Raw genomic sequence first — 16,640 nt, forward strand, 5'->3', positions numbered from 1 at the left:
GTTAGGTGATAGGTTTTAGGTTTTGGGGATTAGGTGTTTTTGTAGGACATTGAGCATTTTTCCTATTTCTTGAATTAGGGTCAAGGCTTTTTCAATATCCGAGGCTTCAAGATAGTGGACTTTGACACAAAGTAATAATTGTGTTTCTAGCTCGGCCTTGGAGCCTTTGGCTATGGATAAGAACTGATAATATTCTTTTATAGAATTTCTTTCATGTCCTTCCGCTATGTTACTTGGTATGGAGATAACAGCTCGTCTTATCTGATCACTTAGGGCAAAAAGTTCCTCTTTAGGTAGCTTCTTGACCAATCGGTATACTTCTTCTGCTAAATCCATTGCTTTCTGCCAAACTATTAGATCCTTATAGTCTTTTATAGTACTCATTTTTTAGGTTTTAGGTGATAGGTGATGGGTTTTAGGTGATGGGTGATAGGTTTTAGGTTTTGGGTTTCAGGTGATAAGTGTTAGGTTTTAGGGCAGGGTGGTCTAACCCCTAATCCCTAGAACCTAATCCCTAACCCCTAGAACCTAACCCCTAATCCCTAACCCCTAAAACCTCAATAACTGCTCCCTATAATACTCATATTGTTTCCTCCGTAGGGCAATTTCTTTAGGCAACCCCTCACTGATAGAATTGACTAAAGTATCGAACTTATCAAGAATAGTGGCGATACGCTGTTGCTCGGAGAGGGGAGGGAGAGGGATTAGGAATGCACTAAACTCTTCCTTTGTAATAGTTTTTATTGTGCTTCCCCTTGCATTTTCTTTTTTTATGCCAAATATAAGTTGAAGCTGATACGCAAAATATCTTATGTCAATCTCATTATTTATATGTGTGAATATAGCTATAGTTCTATCTACATAAGAATCATATTGAGTTATAGCGACTCTGCCAATAGTACCTTGTAAAGATACTAATATTGTACCTTTTGGCACAAAAATACTTTTAGGCATTGCTAACTGTGATATTCTTTGTTTAGTTATGGAAACAAGATTGAATCTATTATCTTTCATATCAGCAACTTGCACAAAAGGCATTGAATTGTCCCCCCCATACCATTCAGATTTCGTATATGGTTGAGGGAAAGAACCTCGCCTAAATGTTGCTACTTCTCCCAATGTTTTCCAAACTATCTCAATACCCCCTATCTCATTGAAATTCAGCAATTTATTACGATAGTATTCATACTGCCGCTTGCGGCTCTCCAGCTCTGCCTCCAGCTCCGCCTCCAGATTTGTAAACTTGTCCAAAATACGAACAATCTCTTGTTGGGCAGAAAGAGGGGGGAGGGGGATAACAAAACGAGCTACATCTTTCGCATATACATGAGGCACACCTCCACCTGATTTTAAATCGTATATCTTTTCTTGAATGTTTAATAAAAAATGATATATATAACGTGGCAGTACTTGCTCTTCATTTGCTTTAATGGAAAAGGCGTCTCCTACAAAAATAGGTTCATTCCAATACATTACAAAACCCGCATAAGCTCCCGAACCTGCAACTGTAATTGTTTCTCCGTCTCGATTAAATTGGTCTATATAGTATGCGGGCTGTTGCCCTCCTGAGATAACAGGATATATTCCTTCATTTGAGGTTTTCTTAGTTATAGTAGTACCTCTTTTTAATTCTGCTACCTCACCCAGTGGTTTCCATACTACTTCAGCACCTTGTAGGAGGCGGGCTATATAAGGAAATATGTTGGATTCTTGTGTCATGGTTATTTGTGTTTCGTTTTCAATAGCTTAGCCGTGTTTTTCTCTAATGCTTTTAAACTCTCTAAATAGGATTGTTCTATAGGCGATAGTGTGCGAGCTTCATAAGCTCGGTACTCTTGTATTGCTTTCTGTACTGCCTGTTCGTGGCTAATAGTCCCTCCTCCTTTCAATACCCCTTTGCCGTAATTGGCTGAAAATTTATCCAATTCATCAACCCAATCTTGCATATACATAGGACTTTGTGTTTGTGCTTTAAGCTCTGCCAGATCAAAGAAGGCAGAGACAAGACGGTTTAAGCGGAATAACTCTTCTTCTGTGAGGTAATTCTTTGCTATTTTAGCCTCGTTTAGGGTAGGTAAAGCTCCTTTAAAAGTTGTAAGCCCCATAAAATCTTTAGTACTATCAGCTCTGCGATAGATCAGTTCAGCCGATGTTTGCTCGCTACAGGCATAATGCAGTTTGTTTTGTACTATTTTAAAAAAAGTAAGGGTTATTTCACTTTTAGGGTTGTAATCCCTACTGGTAGCATACAAATCGAGCACTTGGCGGTATAGCGCCTTTTCACTGGAACGGATATCACGTATTCTATTGAGAAGCTCTTTCCAATAATTTCCACCTCCATTGCCTTTTAGGCGCTCATCATCCATCGTAAAACCTTTTACAATGTATTCTTTTAACCTCTCAGTAGCCCATTGTCTAAAGCGTGTTCCTTGTACAGAACGAACACGATAACCCACAGAAATAACCACCTCTAAATTGTAATATTTTACTTCTCTTTCTTGAGTTTTTCCTTCTATAGCGCCGTGTTGAGTGGTGTGTCGGAAATTCCGACATACCACTTTTTCATCCAATTCTCCTTCCTCAAAAATATGGGAAATATGCTCTGTTATGGTGGTGCGCCCCTTTCCAAACAATGTAGCCATCTGTTCTTGTGTGAGCCAAACAGTCTCACCTTCTACCCTTACATCTATCTGTACCGCACCATCTTCACGCTGATAAAGTATGATGTCTTCTTTTTGCGCTTCCATATTTATCAATTAGTTTTCTATTTCTCTAATAATCTCTTCTATATCCGCCCTCAGCTCATTAATACGTACGACGGTTTGTGCTACTTCGGCGTTGAGTTGCTGAATATCTATCACCTCGCGGGTGTCTTTTGCCTCTACATAGGAGCTGACAGATAGGTTGTAGTCATTTTCGGCTATCTGCTGGTTGTCTATCTGTACAGCGGTGTGAGGTACTGCCTCTTTGTCAGCAAAGATAGCTACTATACGCGCTATATGATCATCAGTCAGTACGTTGTTATTGGTTTCTTTCTTAAAAAAGTCCTCACCACTGGCATCGATAAACTGGGTGCGGGTATCGGGTTTGTGTTTGGAAAGTACTAAGATGTTCACCGCAATGCTGGTGCCGTAGAAGAGGTTGGGCGGTAGGGCAATGACGGTCTCTACATAGTTGTTGTCTATAAGGTATTTGCGTATTTTCTGTTCAGCACCTCCACGGTAGAAGATACCAGGGAAGCAGACAATAGCCGCACGCCCTTTAGCAGAAAGGTAGCTGAGAGAATCCAATACAAAGGCAAAGTCTGCTTTAGATTTTGGAGCTAATACACCCGCTGGGGCAAAACGGTCGTCATTGATAAGGGTCGGGTCGTCGCTGCCTATCCAATTGACCGAGTAAGGCGGATTGGAAACGATGGCGTCAAAAGGTTTTTCATCACCAAAATAAGGGTTGATAAGCGTATCGCCTAAAGCAATGTCAAACTTGTCATAGTTGATATTGTGCAGGAACATATTCATACGCGCCAGGTTGTAGGTGGTATGGTTGATTTCCTGCCCAAAAAAGCCGTCCTCTATCAGGTGATCATCAAACTGTTTTTTTGCTTGTAGCAGGAGAGAGCCCGAACCACAAGCGGGGTCATAGATCTTATTGACCCTTGATTGTCCATGGAGGGCAAGCTGAGCGATGAGCTTGGAGACATGCTGAGGGGTGAAGAACTCCCCGCCCGACTTGCCTGCGTTGGCGGCATAGTTGGAGATTAGGAACTCATAAGCATCACCAAAGAGGTCTATCTGGTGCTCCTCAAAACGACCAAAGTTGAGGCTCTCCACTCCCTTGATTACCGCTGCCAAGCGTTTGTTCTTTTCCTCCACGGTATTGCCCAAGCGGTTGGAGGTGGTGTCAAAGTCGGCAAAGAGGCCTTTGATATCTCGCTCTGAAGGGTAGCCGTTGGCGGAACTTTCAATAGCATCAAAGATAGCTTTTAGGTCGGTGTTCAGGTTGGGATTGGTATAGGCCGATTGTGCTATATTGACAAAGAGCTGACTGGGGTATATGAAATACCCTTTTGTCTTGGTCATGTCATCTTTTATTTCGGGGCTGATAGCATCATCGGGCAGTTGGGCATACTGCACACTCTGGTCACCGCCTTCTATAAAATTAGTAAAATTCTCACTGATAAATCGGTAGAAGAGGGTGCCCAAGACGAATTGCTTAAAGTCCCAGCCATCTACCGCGCCACGTACTTCGTTTGCTATCTTCCATATAGCTGCTTGTAGGTCTTCTCTTTGTTTGATACTGCTCATTAGGTGTTAGGGTTTAGGTGCTAGGTTTTAGGGGTTAGAAAAAAAATTACTTATTTTCTCTCAAAAATTGCTTAGCGATATTCTTATTTTGATAATCAACAAGTTATAATTAAAATTTTGCCTTGCTTATGAGGGGGTAAAAATTGCTTAATTCAATTTGCCCTTCAAATACGAAAACGCAAAAATACAAAATAAAGTGAAGAGTGAAAAACGAAAAGTGAAAAATAGTTTACACTTTTCATTATTTATGCCACTCTGTCAGTATTTCCTCTTTAGCATAGTATTTGAGGGAGGAAAGGCGTATAAATAAATAATTTCATGAAAACATATACTATCAAAGGAATGGGCTGCACTGGGTGTGCCGCTACCGTAGAAGAAAGATTGTCTAAAGTAGCAGGCGTTACAGCTGTCAAAGTAGATTTTGACACGCAAAAAGCCTTCGTAGAATCCAAAGAAGAAGTGTCTTTGCCAGTGCTTCAAAAAGCCTTAGAAGGTACTGATTACACTATTAAAAAAGACTGACAGTATGACACACACCTATTATGTAAAGGGCATGAGCTGTAGCGGTTGCGAGATGACCGTCAAAAAAAGTTTGGAAGCCGTAGAGGGTGTCAGCCAAGCGGTAGCCAATGCCAAGGAGAAAACGGTTGTGGTGGAGATGACTCAGCACGTGCCCTTTGAAACGTTAAAAGCCGCTTTGGAGGGTACCCATTACGCCTTGGTGACCTCCTTGGAAGAAGCAACTCCTGCCCCTAAGCCTCAAACTCCTACCCAAAAGGGGACAGGGGTGTATTACTGTCCGATGCGCTGCGAGGGAGATAAGACCTACGACCATCCTGGGCACTGTCCTGTTTGTGGAATGGACTTGGTGGAGCAGGTCTCTACAGAGAGCCTCAAGGAAGGTGGGCAGGAACAACAGAAGCGCCAAGAGCTGCGCCGTCAGTTTTGGGGAGCGTTGGCATTTACCTTGCCGATTTTTATTATTGCGATGGGCGGTATGTGGCATGATAATCCTATGTATAAGCTCATGCCTGTTAGTTATTGGAATTGGTTACAGTTTGCCCTATCCCTGCCTGTAGTGTTTTACTACTGTTGGACATATTTTGTTAGGGCATGGGTGAGTATCAAGACCTTGCGGTTCAATATGTTTACGCTCATAGGGATTGGAGCAGCTGCGGCATGGCTCTTTAGTGTGGTAGCTCTTTGTATTCCTGATAGTCTTCCAGAGCAATTCAAGGAACATGGATCAGTACCGCTTTACTTTGAAGCAACTACAGTGATACTCACTTTGGTCGTTTTAGGTCAACTCTTGGAGGCGAATGCCCATGGGCGTACCCAAGAAGCCGTGCGTATGTTGCTCCAATTAGCTCCCAATACTGCTATAAAGCTGGTTGGTGATAAGGAAGTGGAGGTATCGGTAGAAGAGGTGGCCAAGGGAGACCACTTGCGAGTAAGGCCAGGGGCTAAGATTCCCGTAGATGGACGCATCATAGAGGGAGAGGCTATTATAGATGAAAGCATGATTACAGGCGAGCCACTGCCGGTGGAAAAGCAGGTAGGGGCAGCCATTTCGGCAGGGACTATCAATGGAGCACATACTTTTGTCATGCAGGCTGAGAAAGTGGGTAAGGATACCCTTCTCTCCCAGATTGTAACTATGGTACAGCAGGCTACCAGTAGCCGTGCTCCTATACAGAAATTAGCCGATAGGATTGCCGCTTATTTTGTTCCTACGGTAGTAGCTGTGTCGGTATTGACTTTCATTCTCTGGGTGGTCTTTGCCAAAGAACATGCTTATGAGTATGCTTTGGTCAATGCCATTGCGGTACTTATTATTGCTTGTCCTTGTGCTTTGGGCTTGGCTACGCCTGTATCGGTCATGGTTGGAGTAACCAAAGGGGCACGACAGGGGATTCTTATTAAGAATGCCGAAGCCTTAGAGCGTATGAAGCAGGTGGATACGCTGATCATAGACAAAACGGGTACCCTTACTGAGGGCAAACCTAGTGTAAGCAAGCTCATCCCTTTTGCTGATTATAGCGAGCAGGCATTACTCCCCATACTCTATGGAATAAATAAGGATAGCGAACACCCATTGGCTAAGGCTACTAATACCTATGCAGCCCAACAAGGGGCAACTCCTTTGGCAATGACAGGTTTTAAGGCCTTGGCAGGACGTGGGGTAACAGCCACTTATGAGGGGAAAAACTATTACTTTGGTAATGACCGACTCATGCAGGAAATTGGGGCGATTCTCACCGAGGCACAACGAAGTCAAGTGTCAGAAGTACAACATAAGGGGCAGACTCTTTCTTTCTTGGCAATAGAAAAAGAAGTTATTGCTGCAGTAGCCATTACCGATAAGGTTAAGGATACCGCCGCTGAGGCTATCAAGGCGTTGCAAGCACGAGGAATTACCGTGGTTATGCTCACAGGAGACAATCCAACTACTGCGCAAGCAGTGGCCGAGCAGATAGGTCTTACTCACTATAAGGCAGGTATGCTCCCACAGGACAAGCAGCAGGAAGTGCAGCGACTCCAAGCTGAGGGAAAGGTAGTGGCTATGGCTGGGGATGGTATCAATGATGCTCCTGCCTTAGCACAAGCTCATGTAGGGATTGCCATGGGTACAGGAACAGATATAGCCATAGAGAGCGGACAGATTACTTTGGTCAAGGGCGACCTTGGTGGTATTGTAAAGGCGAGAGCTCTCAGTGAGGCGGTAGTGAAGAATATTCGGGAGAATTTGTTTTTTGCTTTGATATATAACACCGTAGGTATTCCCATAGCCGCAGGGGTGTTGTATCCCTTCTTTGGCATACTACTCTCACCCATGCTCGCTGCTTTAGCTATGAGCTTTAGCTCCGTCAGTGTGATAGCAAATGCGCTTAGGCTTAAGTAATAAATAAAGTCACTTAAAAGTAAAAGGTAAAAAGTAAAACTTTTACCTTTTATCTATAAAAAAAGCCTTCCATAGGAAAGCCTTTCATTGGTTTAAATAAACCTGTGTAAAACCAAATATTACACAAAACAACACAACTAAATTTTTAGCGGTCTGGACGGGACTCGAACCCGCGACCCCATGCGTGACAGGCATGTATTCTAACCAGCTGAACTACCAGACCATTGTTTTGTTTTGCGGTGCAAAGGTACAACAATTTTTGAAACTAGCAATACTTTTTTCAAAAAAAATTCAATTATTTTTATTTACGCTGATTGTCAATAGGTTATAGGTGTCAGGTATTAGATCTTAGGGGGTAAAACCTAACCCCTAACCTCTAAAACCTACTCCCTAACCCCTAAAACCTTTTCTACTTACAAAAAAATTGCTACTTTTGCACCCAAGAATTAGTACTTATGAAAAGAGATGAAATTATAACTACCATTAATGATATCTTGGTAGAGGAGTTCGAAGTAGATAGAGCGGTGATTATACCGGAGGCTGACTTCCGTGAGTCCTTGGGCTTGGATAGCCTTGATTATGTGGATTTGGTAGTGGTCATTCAAGAGACTTTTGGAGTGAAACTTGTAGAAGCCGATTTCAAACCTATCGTCAGCTTCAATGATTTTTATACTACTTTAGAGGAGAAAATGAATGGAAGATAAACAGGCCAAGACCCAATGGCAGGGTAAGTCCAAAGGAAGTGTATGGGGATACAAGGTCTTTGTATTTCTTATCAAGCACTTAGGTGTACGCTGGGCTTATGGGCTGCTTGTCTTTGTGGCTTTTTATTACTTCCTTTTTGAGCGACGTTCCAATCGTGTGCTCTCTTACTATTTCCATAAGCGCTTGGGCTACACTAGGGCAAAGACTTGGGTGAGTCTCTACCGTAATTACTTTGTCTTCGGACAGACGATAATAGACAAGGTAGCCGTATCGGCTCAGCTACGTGATCAATTCACTTATGATTTTGATGGGGTAGAACACCTACAAGAATTGCTTAAGGCACATAAGGGCGGGGTGCTTATCTCTGCTCATATAGGAAATTTTGAGATGGCTGAGCCATTCTTTAGGGATATAGACAAGGATTGCCAGATACATACCGTTACGGTGGATATGGAACGTACAGCCATCAAGGACTATTTAGAGCATATTGCTTCAGGGAAAGCCCCTAAATACATTTATATAAAGGATGATCTTTCTCATATTTTTGAGATCAATGAAGCCTTACAACACAATGGGATTATCTGCCTTACAGGGGATCGCTATTTTGAGGGAAATAAACACCTCTCTGCAACACTCTTGGGACAACCAGCGCGCTTTCCCGCAGGCCCTTTCCTAATTGCCTCTCGCTTGGGGGTACCCGTTATTTTTGTCTATGTGATGAAGGAAAGCAACCTACACTATCACCTCTATGCCCGTGTGGCACAGACGCCTCACCGCGATGCCCAAGGTCTGCTTAATGCCTTTACCCAAAGCATGGAACAGATGTTACAACGATATCCTCTACAATGGTTTAACTACTTTGACTTTTGGGAAGAGTTAGAAATGAAAAACGAAAAGTGAAGAGCGAAAAACGAAGAGCTTGTAGTGCGTCACATGAAAGGGACGAGCTACAAGCTCTAATAATAGTTGGACACGAGCTAAACTTGCTGAATACTTGGAAGCAAGTATGTGACTCGCGCTAGCGTAGGGACTTTACTTTTCCCTTTTAGCTTTTACTTTTACTAAGGTAGTATATTTGTACCACGCAGATAATGGCGTTAGGAATGATGATAGGCCATAGCTTAGGATCATACAAAAAGCCATAGATAACAAAGCATAAACAGCCTATCAAGTTGATTAGGCGAATATGATGTATTTTCTTCATCAGAAAGCTCAGTACAATACATACAGAGGCAAAATAACCGATATACTCAACAGAAACCATTATTTACGTTTTTTATTAGTGGTTGTTTTTGCAGGAATACCTTTTTTAGCTCCTTTTCGCTCTTTTTTCGGAACGGGAACATAGGCAGCCGCTTCAGGGTCAAGCCCACGATGTACCCCCTTGGGAGATATATTCACCGCGAGAATCTTTCCATTCTCATCTATAAGGAAGTTGGACGGTATATCAATGATTCCTAAGGACTGCAAGGTCTCATCCTTGAACTTCTTTGGAGCAATAAGGGTAGGGAAACGAAAGCCTTCGCGATGGATATGATCAAGCCATGTATTGCGCTCGTTATCTAGATAAACCGCATAGATAGTGAAGTCGTGAGAGCGATGATAATTCTTATAGAGTTCGGCAAATTGGCGGGTGGCTTCCACACAAGGAATGCAGTCTGAAGAGGTGAAGAGCACCAAGGTGAGTTTCTTTTTGGCAACGGAGAGCTTCTCGCGTCCTTTCTCGGTATCGAACTCCATATCAGGTAGTTGACTGCCTACTTGGGTTTTGCTCATAGCACTAAGAAGCGTCTCTATTTTTTGAACATCTTCCTTATCCTGAGTACGTTTGTCCAAAAGGTTATAGAGCTTTTGGGCATATTGGTAGGGAAGTACTCGGTCAGTCATCAAATCCGCCAAGAGGATACCTGCAAACTGGCTCTTGGGTTCACGCTTGATGATCTTCTCCAAGCGGGTGGTAAGCAGATCCGCAATATTGGAAAGTGAAGCATTCTTGTGCCTGAAAACTAGGAAATCCTTAACCTCATTGAGCGAAGGGCTTCCATTGAGGCTCTTAAGATATACTTGGTGGCGGTTTTCTACGGCAATATCAGTGGAGAGATCCCCCGGCTCCAAGACAAAAAAACCTGTATCCTTGAACTTACGACTTACCGAAAGAGAGGCTTTGATAGGGTAGGGGACTTGCCCTGAAAAATAAAATTCCTTGTTCGAGACAGTGGTACTATCCACTTTATCCCCATACCATAGGTACACTTTCCCCTCATAGGGGCTGCTCACTCGGCCTGTTAGTGTAAAGTTCTGAGAGAGGGCTACTGTGGTATACAGTAGGCATAGATATAAAAAAAGTGTTCTCATAAGCCATAAATAATGGGCAAAAGTATAAATTTTTTTTCACTTTTCATACCTCAAAAGCAGAAAAAGCACTCAAACCAAGATTTATAAGGATTTTCTAAACAGTTATTTGGCTATATAGGTCTTTATTTTAACCCCTCAAAAAGATATTTTAAGAGAGTTAAAACACTGATAAACAACAGATTGATTAAAATCCTCGCTTTTTTTTTCAACAAATAGGTGCTAATCAAAAAAACTTTCTTACTTTTGCAACGAGTTAAATTAAAATTTTTAAGTTATGTCAGACATTGCATCAAGAGTAAAAGCTATTATTGTGGATAAGCTCGGAGTAGATGAAACAGAAGTAGTACCTGAGGCTAGCTTCACTAATGATTTAGGAGCTGATTCTTTGGACACTGTAGAGTTGATCATGGAATTTGAAAAAGAATTTGACATTCAAATCCCCGATGACCAAGCTGAAAACATCTCAACAGTGGGACAAGCTATTAAGTACATAGAAGAAAACAAAAAATAGCATATACTCACTTGAAATGCTCTACGGGGAGGAAAACTCCCCGTTTGGTATATTGTAGGTAATACAATTTTAATTTTAAACCTCATTATTATGCAAACCAGACGTGTAGTTGTAACAGGATTAGGAGCCATCACTCCTATAGGAAATACCTTGGACGCCTATTGGGAGGCACTCCTAAAGGGAGAGAGTGGGGCGAACCTAATCACTCACTTTGATGCTTCCAAGTTCAAGACTCAATTTGCCTGTGAGGTAAAGGGCTTTGACCCTAACGAGTTTATAGACAAGAAAGAGGTACGCAAGATGGACCGCTTCACCCAATTCGCTTTAGTGGCTTCCGATGAAGCGCTTAAGGACTCAGGCCTAGACTTAGCACATGAGGACAAAGATCGCATTGGAGTGATATGGGGAGCAGGTATAGGAGGACTGATGACCTTCCAAGACGAGGTACTTGCTTTTGGTAAGGGCGATGGTACCCCACGCTTTAACCCCTTCTTTATTCCTAAGATGATTGCCGATATTGCCCCTGGTATGATTTCTATCCGCCATGGACTTCGTGGGCCTAACTTCACCACTGTGTCAGCTTGTGCTTCTTCAGCCAATGCCTTGATAGATGCGCTGAACTATATCCGCCTAGGCTATGCCGATGTGTTAGTAACAGGTGGCTCCGAGGCAGCAGTGAATGAGGCGGGTATCGGTGGGTTCAATGCCTTACATGCCCTTTCTACCCGTAATGACGACTACAAGCGTGCATCTCGCCCTTACGATGTAACCCGTGATGGATTCGTACTCGGAGAGGGTGCTGGAGCACTTATATTGGAAGAATATGAGCACGCCAAAGCACGTGGAGCTAAGATATATTGTGAGCTAGCAGGAGGAGGTCTCTCCGCCGATGCTTATCACCTTACAGCACCACACCCAGAGGGATTAGGCGCCAAAGCGGTGATGAAAAACTGTTTGGCGGATGCCCATTTGGCTCCTGAAGAAGTAGATGCCATCAACTTGCATGGTACCTCCACTCCACTGGGCGATATAGCCGAGACCAAAGCAGTGAAAGAGGTATTTGGCGAACATGCTTATAAGCTCAACCTCAACTCCACCAAGTCTATGACAGGTCACCTACTCGGTGCCGCAGGAGCTATAGAGGCGATTGCTTCCGTACTGGCTATCACACACCAAGTGATCCCCCCAACCATTAACTTTGAGAACCCAGATGAGAATATTGACCAAAAACTCAACTTCACTTTCAACCAACCTCAAAAACGTGAAGTAAGGGTAGCTATGAGTAACACTTTTGGTTTTGGAGGACATAATGCTTGTGTATTGTTCAAAAAATTAGATTAGATGCTATTCTTAAAAAAAATTATATCCCGTTTTCAAAAAAAAGACGGGATATTTTTTGCTAAAATGGAGAATCTTTTAGGCTTTCGTCCTAAGGAAATACATTACTACGAAGAGGCTTTTACCTTAGGTACAGCCCGCAGCGAAGGGACAACTCCACATGTGAGTTACGAACGCTTGGAGTTCTTGGGCGATGCCATACTCGGTGCGGTTATAGCTCACTTTGTCTTTCTACAAGCTCCAGACAAGAACGAAGGTGACCTCACGAAAATGCGTACCCGTATGGTAAGGCGCGAGAATCTTAACCAGATAGGAGAACAACTTCGCTTGCCAAATTATCTTCTTACCGATAAGAAAACCCTATTACTCAGTGGTAACATAGCGGGGAACCTCCTAGAAGCGCTCGTAGGAGCTATTTATTTGGATTGGGGCTATGGTAAAGCTACCGAGTTTATCCATCGTATCTTGATAGATAATAATCTAAGCATGAAGGACTTGGAGCATAAGGTCATTAGCTACAAGTCCCTTATGGTGGAGTGGGCACAGAAATATCACAAAACTATTGCTTTCGTCTCCGAAGAGGATACTACCTACCAAGGCAATACCAAACACTTCCAAGCCAAGGTGATGATCAACGAAAAGGTGTACGCCAAGGCGCATGATACCTCCAAGAAAAAAGCCGAAGAACGCGCTGCCAAGCGAGCCTATTTCCGTGCAGGTGACAAGAAGAGAAATAACAAGAATACCAAAACTAAAAAGCCATAACGATGCCACAAACCCAACCCGCCCCCCAACACGAATATAATGAAGAACTCCTAACCGAGTATGCTGACCTCTACCAGATTATGCTCTACAATGATGACTATAATACCTTTGACTACGTTATAGACCTACTCATGGAGGTATGTGAGCACACCTACGAACAAGCGGAACAGTGTGCTACCTTAGTACATTTCTCAGGCAAATGCCCCGTAAAAGAAGGTTCCTACGAAGACCTACTTCCCCGTTGTAGCCGTCTTACCCAAGCAGGACTCACCGCAGAAATACTACCGAGATAAAAAGTATCAAGTATAAGGGTAGTATTATTGTAGAAAACTTATTTCTTGTTAAAGATATTCATTTTGTCAGGAATCACTTTTACAGAGGGAGCTTTTTTAGAAGTCTTTTTTACATCCTCTATGACTTCCTCTGTGCCATCTATGCTAAGCTTAACAATTTTATTGGACAAGAGGAATAAGGCACTATCCAAGTCTATGTTTTTTGAAATATAAAGTCTTTGAGGTCTCAGGTAGATAAATACTTTTTTTAGTTTGGTAAAGAATTTCGCTACTTTTGCCGAAAAATCTTTATGATTCGTACAAGTGTAAAACCGCCCACTTACATAGGCTCCCATGGGATTTTTGAAAGCTGTAGAATATTCTAATATAGAACTATTATATTCATCCAATACAAAGGCCTTCCTTAGGTCATGATAAGTATGCTCCCTATAGGTAATATGTTCTTTACCTTCCGTATCCGTTAGGTGGTAAAGTTCTTTATCTATGGTATCTTCAAACAGGTGTAGGCTATCTTTCGGAGAGGGAACTTCTATCATTTCTCCAAAATGTTCACACAATATATCTGCTATGATTTTTCTATCAGCATCAGTGGCATAAAAATTTAATTGTCTGCTCATGTTCTTTATCTTTAGCTTCTTATCAAGTATTTTTTTGAGTATAGTCCTGTCTGTTTTAATTGGATATCTCATGCTTAGGAATGCTTCTTTTTAAGTAACAAAGGTACATTATTTCCCTAGGTTATACAACCCTAACGAACAGATTGTTCACGGAGATACAACCAAGATAAATCAAGAATGAAAAATATAGACCGATGACTAATGGTCAATATCTATAAGGATTAAGGAGGGGGTATGACTTATTAAGAGTAATAAGGTATTGTTGTACCTGCTCATATTCTCTTGTTCCCCAATGAGGTTGCCACTTGGATTCTAATTTGAATATATTGTAATATTATAGAAAAAATTATCAAAAAAATACTTGCAAAAATAGAAAAAAGTTGTATTTTTGTGAGCAGTAAAGATCTGTCTTATAAGAGGCAGTTCTTATTTAGAATTTTGGGATCGTAATTGTATGTTAATTGTACAAATTAACAATTGAATAAAAAGATCTAATATAGTAGAAAGAATGCTATATTTTTTGGAATAAGAGAATTGATAATTTAAACAATAAAATTTATGACAAAACAAATCAAACAAGTAGCCACTACAGAAGAATATATTGTAGTGCGCTATGACGACGATTCAATAGGTGTCTATAACAGATATGGCAATACTAAAGGTGCCTTACGTGAAATAGCTGAAGTACAGGGTTTCGAATATGATCCTACTTGGACTACTCGTCAGTTTGGCAAAAAATTGATAGATGCAGTAGACAATGGAGCCCCAGCTATAGCCAATGATCACTATATAGTGTATATAGATACTAATGGATCAGTCATCTGTGGAAGAAAAACTGAAGGAAGTACTAAGGGAGCCTTACGTATGATTGCTCAAAAATACAGTATTATCTACGAAGAAGGTTGGAATACACAACAGTTTGGGCGTAAGGTAATCGAACACCTATTGAATGCTAAAACATCAACAGCTACAAAGGAAGAATTCTTAGAAAAAATAAGAAAGGATATAAAGGAATTTTTGGACAAAAATTCTAACTTATTTTTTAATGAGCGAGACTTCCAAGTGAACCTATCCTCTTTCTTAAAAGAACAACACTACTATGATTATGTCTTTTTAGAATATTCACTACCTGCTTCTTTTATTAAAAATAATGAAGAAAATGAAGATGAGGAGGTAGAAGAAAAGATAGGGGATGAAGCTAATGTTAGAATAGATATCGTAGTAGAAAAAAGTGACCAATTCTGTCCAATAGAACTCAAATATAAGACAAAATTAGTGGGAAAAGAAGGAGATGCTATAAAACGTTTTGGGAAAAAGATAAAAGTCGAACTTTTGAAAAATCAAGCCGCTCAGAATATAAATAGATATTCTTTTTGGAAGGATGTATATCGTATTGAGAAAATAAAAAGATCTTTTCATCCCAATGTAATAGCAGGTTTCTCTATCTTTGTAACTAATGATGAAAGTTATAAGAATACACCTAAAGGTGCTTCTACACCATTTACAATGGAGGCAGGAGTTCAACATTCTAAAGAATTGGATTGGAAAGGAGAGGTGGCGAAATCAACTAAAGATAAACATCCTAAAATTGAATTGGAAAAAGAATATACTATTGAAAAATGGGATGATGTAACTATAGAAGGAATTATTTTCCATTATTGTATTGTAGAAGTATAATACTACTTATACATTGATGTTTCCATACACAACTCCATCTTTTTTCCAGAAAAGTTGGAGTTTTTAATGATCCAATTCCTCAATTTTATCCTTCTCTTATTGCCCCCTTTGAACTTCTCTTATTTGAAATTTCCCTTTGGGGGTTAGGAAGTAGAGGGATTTTGGGATAATTGTAATACTGACTTTCAATCACTTAAAAAATAATCAAAAAAATCAGACAAATTATTTTGTCAATTCAAAAAGTTGTATTACTTTTGCACCCGCTTTCAGAAAGGGAGCTAGTTCATTAAAATAGACTAAAATTTTTTTCAAAAAATATTTTGTCAGATTAAAAAAATGTTGTACTTTTGCACCCGCTTTCAGAAAGGGAGCTAAGTTCAAAGACAGACTGAAAAATTTTTTCAAAAAAGTTTTGGTAGAATAGAAAAAAGGTTGTACCTTTGCACCCGCTTTCAAAACGAGCGAGCGCAGAAAGAGACTAAAAAAAATTTTCAAAAAAGATTTGGTCAATTAAAAAAAAGGTTATACCTTTGCACCCGCAAACGAAGCGATAAGTTCATTAAGAAATATTGATAATACAGCACAGAAAGATTTAGACTAAGCGGGCTTTATACGAGTCAAAAGAGATTTAAAGATTTAACGATGAAGAGTTTGATCCTGGCTCAGGATGAACGCTAGCGGCAGGCCTAACACATGCAAGTCGAGGGAGAAGCCTTTCGGGGCAGAAACCGGCGCACGGGTGCGTAACGCGTATGCAACCTACCTTTCACAGGGGGATAGCCCGAAGAAATTTGGATTAATACCCCATAATATTGTTGGATGGCATCATTGAACAATTAAAACTGCGGTGGTAAAAGATGGGCATGCGTCCTATTAGCTAGTTGGAGTGGTAACGGCACCCCAAGGCTACGATAGGTAGGGGTCCTGAGAGGGAGATCCCCCACACTGGTACTGAGACAGGGACCAGACTCCTACGGGAGGCAGCAGTGAGGAATATTGGTCAATGGTCGGAAGACTGAACCAGCCATGCCGCGTGCAGGAAGAATGCCTTATGGGTTGTAAACTGCTTTTATATGGGAAGAATAAGGTGTACGTGTACATTGATGACGGTACCATATGAATAAGCATCGGCTAACTCCGTGCCAGCAGCCGCGGTAATACGGAGGATGCGAG

Annotated in this window: 16 protein-coding genes, 1 tRNA gene and 1 rRNA gene; 10 read left to right on the forward strand and 8 right to left on the reverse strand. The window is 41.2% G+C overall.

The genetic code is table 11. The annotated features are described in order from the left end of the window. Window positions 1–15: 15 nt before the first annotated feature. From Q0625_RS10325 to Q0625_RS10340, 4 genes are all read right to left on the reverse strand, one after another. A complete protein-coding gene (locus tag Q0625_RS10325; protein ID WP_298826752.1) occupies window positions 16–384 on the reverse strand; it encodes a four helix bundle protein in 369 nt (122 codons plus the stop codon). Window positions 385–549: 165 nt separating this feature from the next. Continuing rightward, window positions 550–1,719 carry a restriction endonuclease subunit S gene (locus Q0625_RS10330; protein ID WP_298826755.1) on the reverse strand — a complete coding sequence of 390 codons (1,170 nt, stop codon included), beginning with the start codon at window positions 1,717–1,719 and terminating at the stop codon, window positions 550–552. Window positions 1,720–1,721: 2 nt separating this feature from the next. Next, entirely contained in the window at window positions 1,722–2,747 is a 1,026-nt protein-coding gene (rhuM, locus tag Q0625_RS10335; protein ID WP_298826758.1) for a RhuM family protein, read from the reverse strand. Between the two features lie 9 nt (window positions 2,748–2,756). Next, a complete protein-coding gene (locus tag Q0625_RS10340) occupies window positions 2,757–4,304 on the reverse strand; it encodes a type I restriction-modification system subunit M (RefSeq protein WP_298826761.1) in 1,548 nt (515 codons plus the stop codon). A 318-nt stretch (window positions 4,305–4,622) separates the two neighbouring features. Between Q0625_RS10340 and Q0625_RS10345 the strand changes: the two genes are divergently transcribed. Both Q0625_RS10345 and Q0625_RS10350 read left to right on the forward strand, forming a co-directional pair. Then, window positions 4,623–4,826, forward strand: a complete 204-nt coding sequence (locus Q0625_RS10345; protein WP_298826764.1) for a heavy metal-associated domain-containing protein — start codon at window positions 4,623–4,625, stop codon at window positions 4,824–4,826. 4 nt (window positions 4,827–4,830) lie between these two features. Continuing rightward, the gene (locus Q0625_RS10350; RefSeq protein ID WP_298826769.1) at window positions 4,831–7,206 is read left to right on the forward strand and encodes a heavy metal translocating P-type ATPase; all 2,376 of its coding nucleotides are present in this window, start codon (window positions 4,831–4,833) and stop codon (window positions 7,204–7,206) included. Between the two features lie 149 nt (window positions 7,207–7,355). On the opposite strand, the gene Q0625_RS10355 is transcribed toward Q0625_RS10350, so the two are convergent. Beyond that, a tRNA-Asp gene (locus Q0625_RS10355) sits at window positions 7,356–7,429 on the reverse strand. A 232-nt stretch (window positions 7,430–7,661) separates the two neighbouring features. Here Q0625_RS10355 and Q0625_RS10360 point away from each other — a divergent pair. Both Q0625_RS10360 and Q0625_RS10365 read left to right on the forward strand, forming a co-directional pair. Beyond that, complete coding sequence (locus tag Q0625_RS10360) at window positions 7,662–7,910, forward strand: phosphopantetheine-binding protein (protein WP_298826772.1); 249 nt, start codon at window positions 7,662–7,664, stop codon at window positions 7,908–7,910. Continuing rightward, entirely contained in the window at window positions 7,900–8,811 is a 912-nt protein-coding gene (locus Q0625_RS10365) for a lipid A biosynthesis acyltransferase (protein WP_298826775.1), read from the forward strand. Before Q0625_RS10360 ends, Q0625_RS10365 begins: the two co-directional genes overlap by 11 nt. 145 nt (window positions 8,812–8,956) lie before the next feature. Here the strand turns inward: Q0625_RS10365 and Q0625_RS10370 are convergent, their stop codons facing one another. Next, a complete protein-coding gene (locus Q0625_RS10370; RefSeq protein WP_298826776.1) occupies window positions 8,957–9,175 on the reverse strand; it encodes a uroporphyrinogen decarboxylase in 219 nt (72 codons plus the stop codon). Next, complete coding sequence (locus Q0625_RS10375; RefSeq protein WP_298826778.1) at window positions 9,175–10,266, reverse strand: TlpA disulfide reductase family protein; 1,092 nt, start codon at window positions 10,264–10,266, stop codon at window positions 9,175–9,177. The genes Q0625_RS10370 and Q0625_RS10375 overlap by 1 nt, the downstream gene beginning before the upstream one ends. Before the next feature lie 274 nt (window positions 10,267–10,540). On the opposite strand from Q0625_RS10375, the gene Q0625_RS10380 reads away from it, so the two are divergent. From Q0625_RS10380 to Q0625_RS10395, 4 genes are all read left to right on the forward strand, one after another. Further along, window positions 10,541–10,777 (forward strand): acyl carrier protein, encoded by a 237-nt coding sequence (locus Q0625_RS10380; RefSeq protein ID WP_016420975.1) that lies wholly within the window; start codon window positions 10,541–10,543, stop codon window positions 10,775–10,777. Between the two features lie 90 nt (window positions 10,778–10,867). Beyond that, window positions 10,868–12,118, forward strand: coding sequence for a beta-ketoacyl-ACP synthase II (gene fabF / locus Q0625_RS10385; RefSeq protein ID WP_298826780.1), 1,251 nt, complete (start codon window positions 10,868–10,870; stop codon window positions 12,116–12,118). Beyond that, entirely contained in the window at window positions 12,119–12,880 is a 762-nt protein-coding gene (rnc, locus tag Q0625_RS10390) for a ribonuclease III (RefSeq protein ID WP_298826783.1), read from the forward strand. Between the two features lie 2 nt (window positions 12,881–12,882). Next, the gene (locus Q0625_RS10395; protein WP_298826786.1) at window positions 12,883–13,173 is read left to right on the forward strand and encodes an ATP-dependent Clp protease adaptor ClpS; all 291 of its coding nucleotides are present in this window, start codon (window positions 12,883–12,885) and stop codon (window positions 13,171–13,173) included. A 38-nt stretch (window positions 13,174–13,211) separates the two neighbouring features. Here the strand turns inward: Q0625_RS10395 and Q0625_RS10400 are convergent, their stop codons facing one another. Continuing rightward, window positions 13,212–13,790 carry a hypothetical protein gene (locus Q0625_RS10400; protein WP_298826789.1) on the reverse strand — a complete coding sequence of 193 codons (579 nt, stop codon included), beginning with the start codon at window positions 13,788–13,790 and terminating at the stop codon, window positions 13,212–13,214. Between the two features lie 558 nt (window positions 13,791–14,348). Here Q0625_RS10400 and Q0625_RS10405 point away from each other — a divergent pair. Beyond that, window positions 14,349–15,467, forward strand: coding sequence for a hypothetical protein (locus tag Q0625_RS10405; RefSeq protein ID WP_298826791.1), 1,119 nt, complete (start codon window positions 14,349–14,351; stop codon window positions 15,465–15,467). 639 nt (window positions 15,468–16,106) lie between these two features. Then, window positions 16,107–16,640: ribosomal RNA gene (locus Q0625_RS10410) — 16S ribosomal RNA — on the forward strand; the annotation flags it as partial.

It is taken from the genome of uncultured Capnocytophaga sp. (assembly GCF_938029845.1).
Taxonomy (GTDB): Bacteria; Bacteroidota; Bacteroidia; order Flavobacteriales; family Flavobacteriaceae; genus Capnocytophaga.

What these genes read in the sequence shown, in the direction of transcription:
- Q0625_RS10365 (WP_298826775.1), top strand. Translation starts at nt 7,900, where the DNA reads ATGGAAGATAAACAGGCCAAGACCCAATGGCAGGGTAAGTCCAAAGGA.
- Q0625_RS10375 (WP_298826778.1), bottom strand. Translation starts at nt 10,266, where the DNA reads ATGAGAACACTTTTTTTATATCTATGCCTACTGTATACCACAGTAGCC.
- rnc (WP_298826783.1), top strand. Translation starts at nt 12,119, where the DNA reads ATGCTATTCTTAAAAAAAATTATATCCCGTTTTCAAAAAAAAGACGGG.
- Q0625_RS10370 (WP_298826776.1), bottom strand. Translation starts at nt 9,175, where the DNA reads ATGGTTTCTGTTGAGTATATCGGTTATTTTGCCTCTGTATGTATTGTA.
- Q0625_RS10340 (WP_298826761.1), bottom strand. Translation starts at nt 4,304, where the DNA reads ATGAGCAGTATCAAACAAAGAGAAGACCTACAAGCAGCTATATGGAAG.
- Q0625_RS10330 (WP_298826755.1), bottom strand. Translation starts at nt 1,719, where the DNA reads ATGACACAAGAATCCAACATATTTCCTTATATAGCCCGCCTCCTACAA.
- Q0625_RS10325 (WP_298826752.1), bottom strand. Translation starts at nt 384, where the DNA reads ATGAGTACTATAAAAGACTATAAGGATCTAATAGTTTGGCAGAAAGCA.
- Q0625_RS10360 (WP_298826772.1), top strand. Translation starts at nt 7,662, where the DNA reads ATGAAAAGAGATGAAATTATAACTACCATTAATGATATCTTGGTAGAG.
- Q0625_RS10405 (WP_298826791.1), top strand. Translation starts at nt 14,349, where the DNA reads ATGACAAAACAAATCAAACAAGTAGCCACTACAGAAGAATATATTGTA.
- Q0625_RS10350 (WP_298826769.1), top strand. Translation starts at nt 4,831, where the DNA reads ATGACACACACCTATTATGTAAAGGGCATGAGCTGTAGCGGTTGCGAG.
- Q0625_RS10400 (WP_298826789.1), bottom strand. Translation starts at nt 13,790, where the DNA reads ATGAGCAGACAATTAAATTTTTATGCCACTGATGCTGATAGAAAAATC.
- fabF (WP_298826780.1), top strand. Translation starts at nt 10,868, where the DNA reads ATGCAAACCAGACGTGTAGTTGTAACAGGATTAGGAGCCATCACTCCT.
- Q0625_RS10380 (WP_016420975.1), top strand. Translation starts at nt 10,541, where the DNA reads ATGTCAGACATTGCATCAAGAGTAAAAGCTATTATTGTGGATAAGCTC.
- Q0625_RS10345 (WP_298826764.1), top strand. Translation starts at nt 4,623, where the DNA reads ATGAAAACATATACTATCAAAGGAATGGGCTGCACTGGGTGTGCCGCT.
- Q0625_RS10395 (WP_298826786.1), top strand. Translation starts at nt 12,883, where the DNA reads ATGCCACAAACCCAACCCGCCCCCCAACACGAATATAATGAAGAACTC.
- rhuM (WP_298826758.1), bottom strand. Translation starts at nt 2,747, where the DNA reads ATGGAAGCGCAAAAAGAAGACATCATACTTTATCAGCGTGAAGATGGT.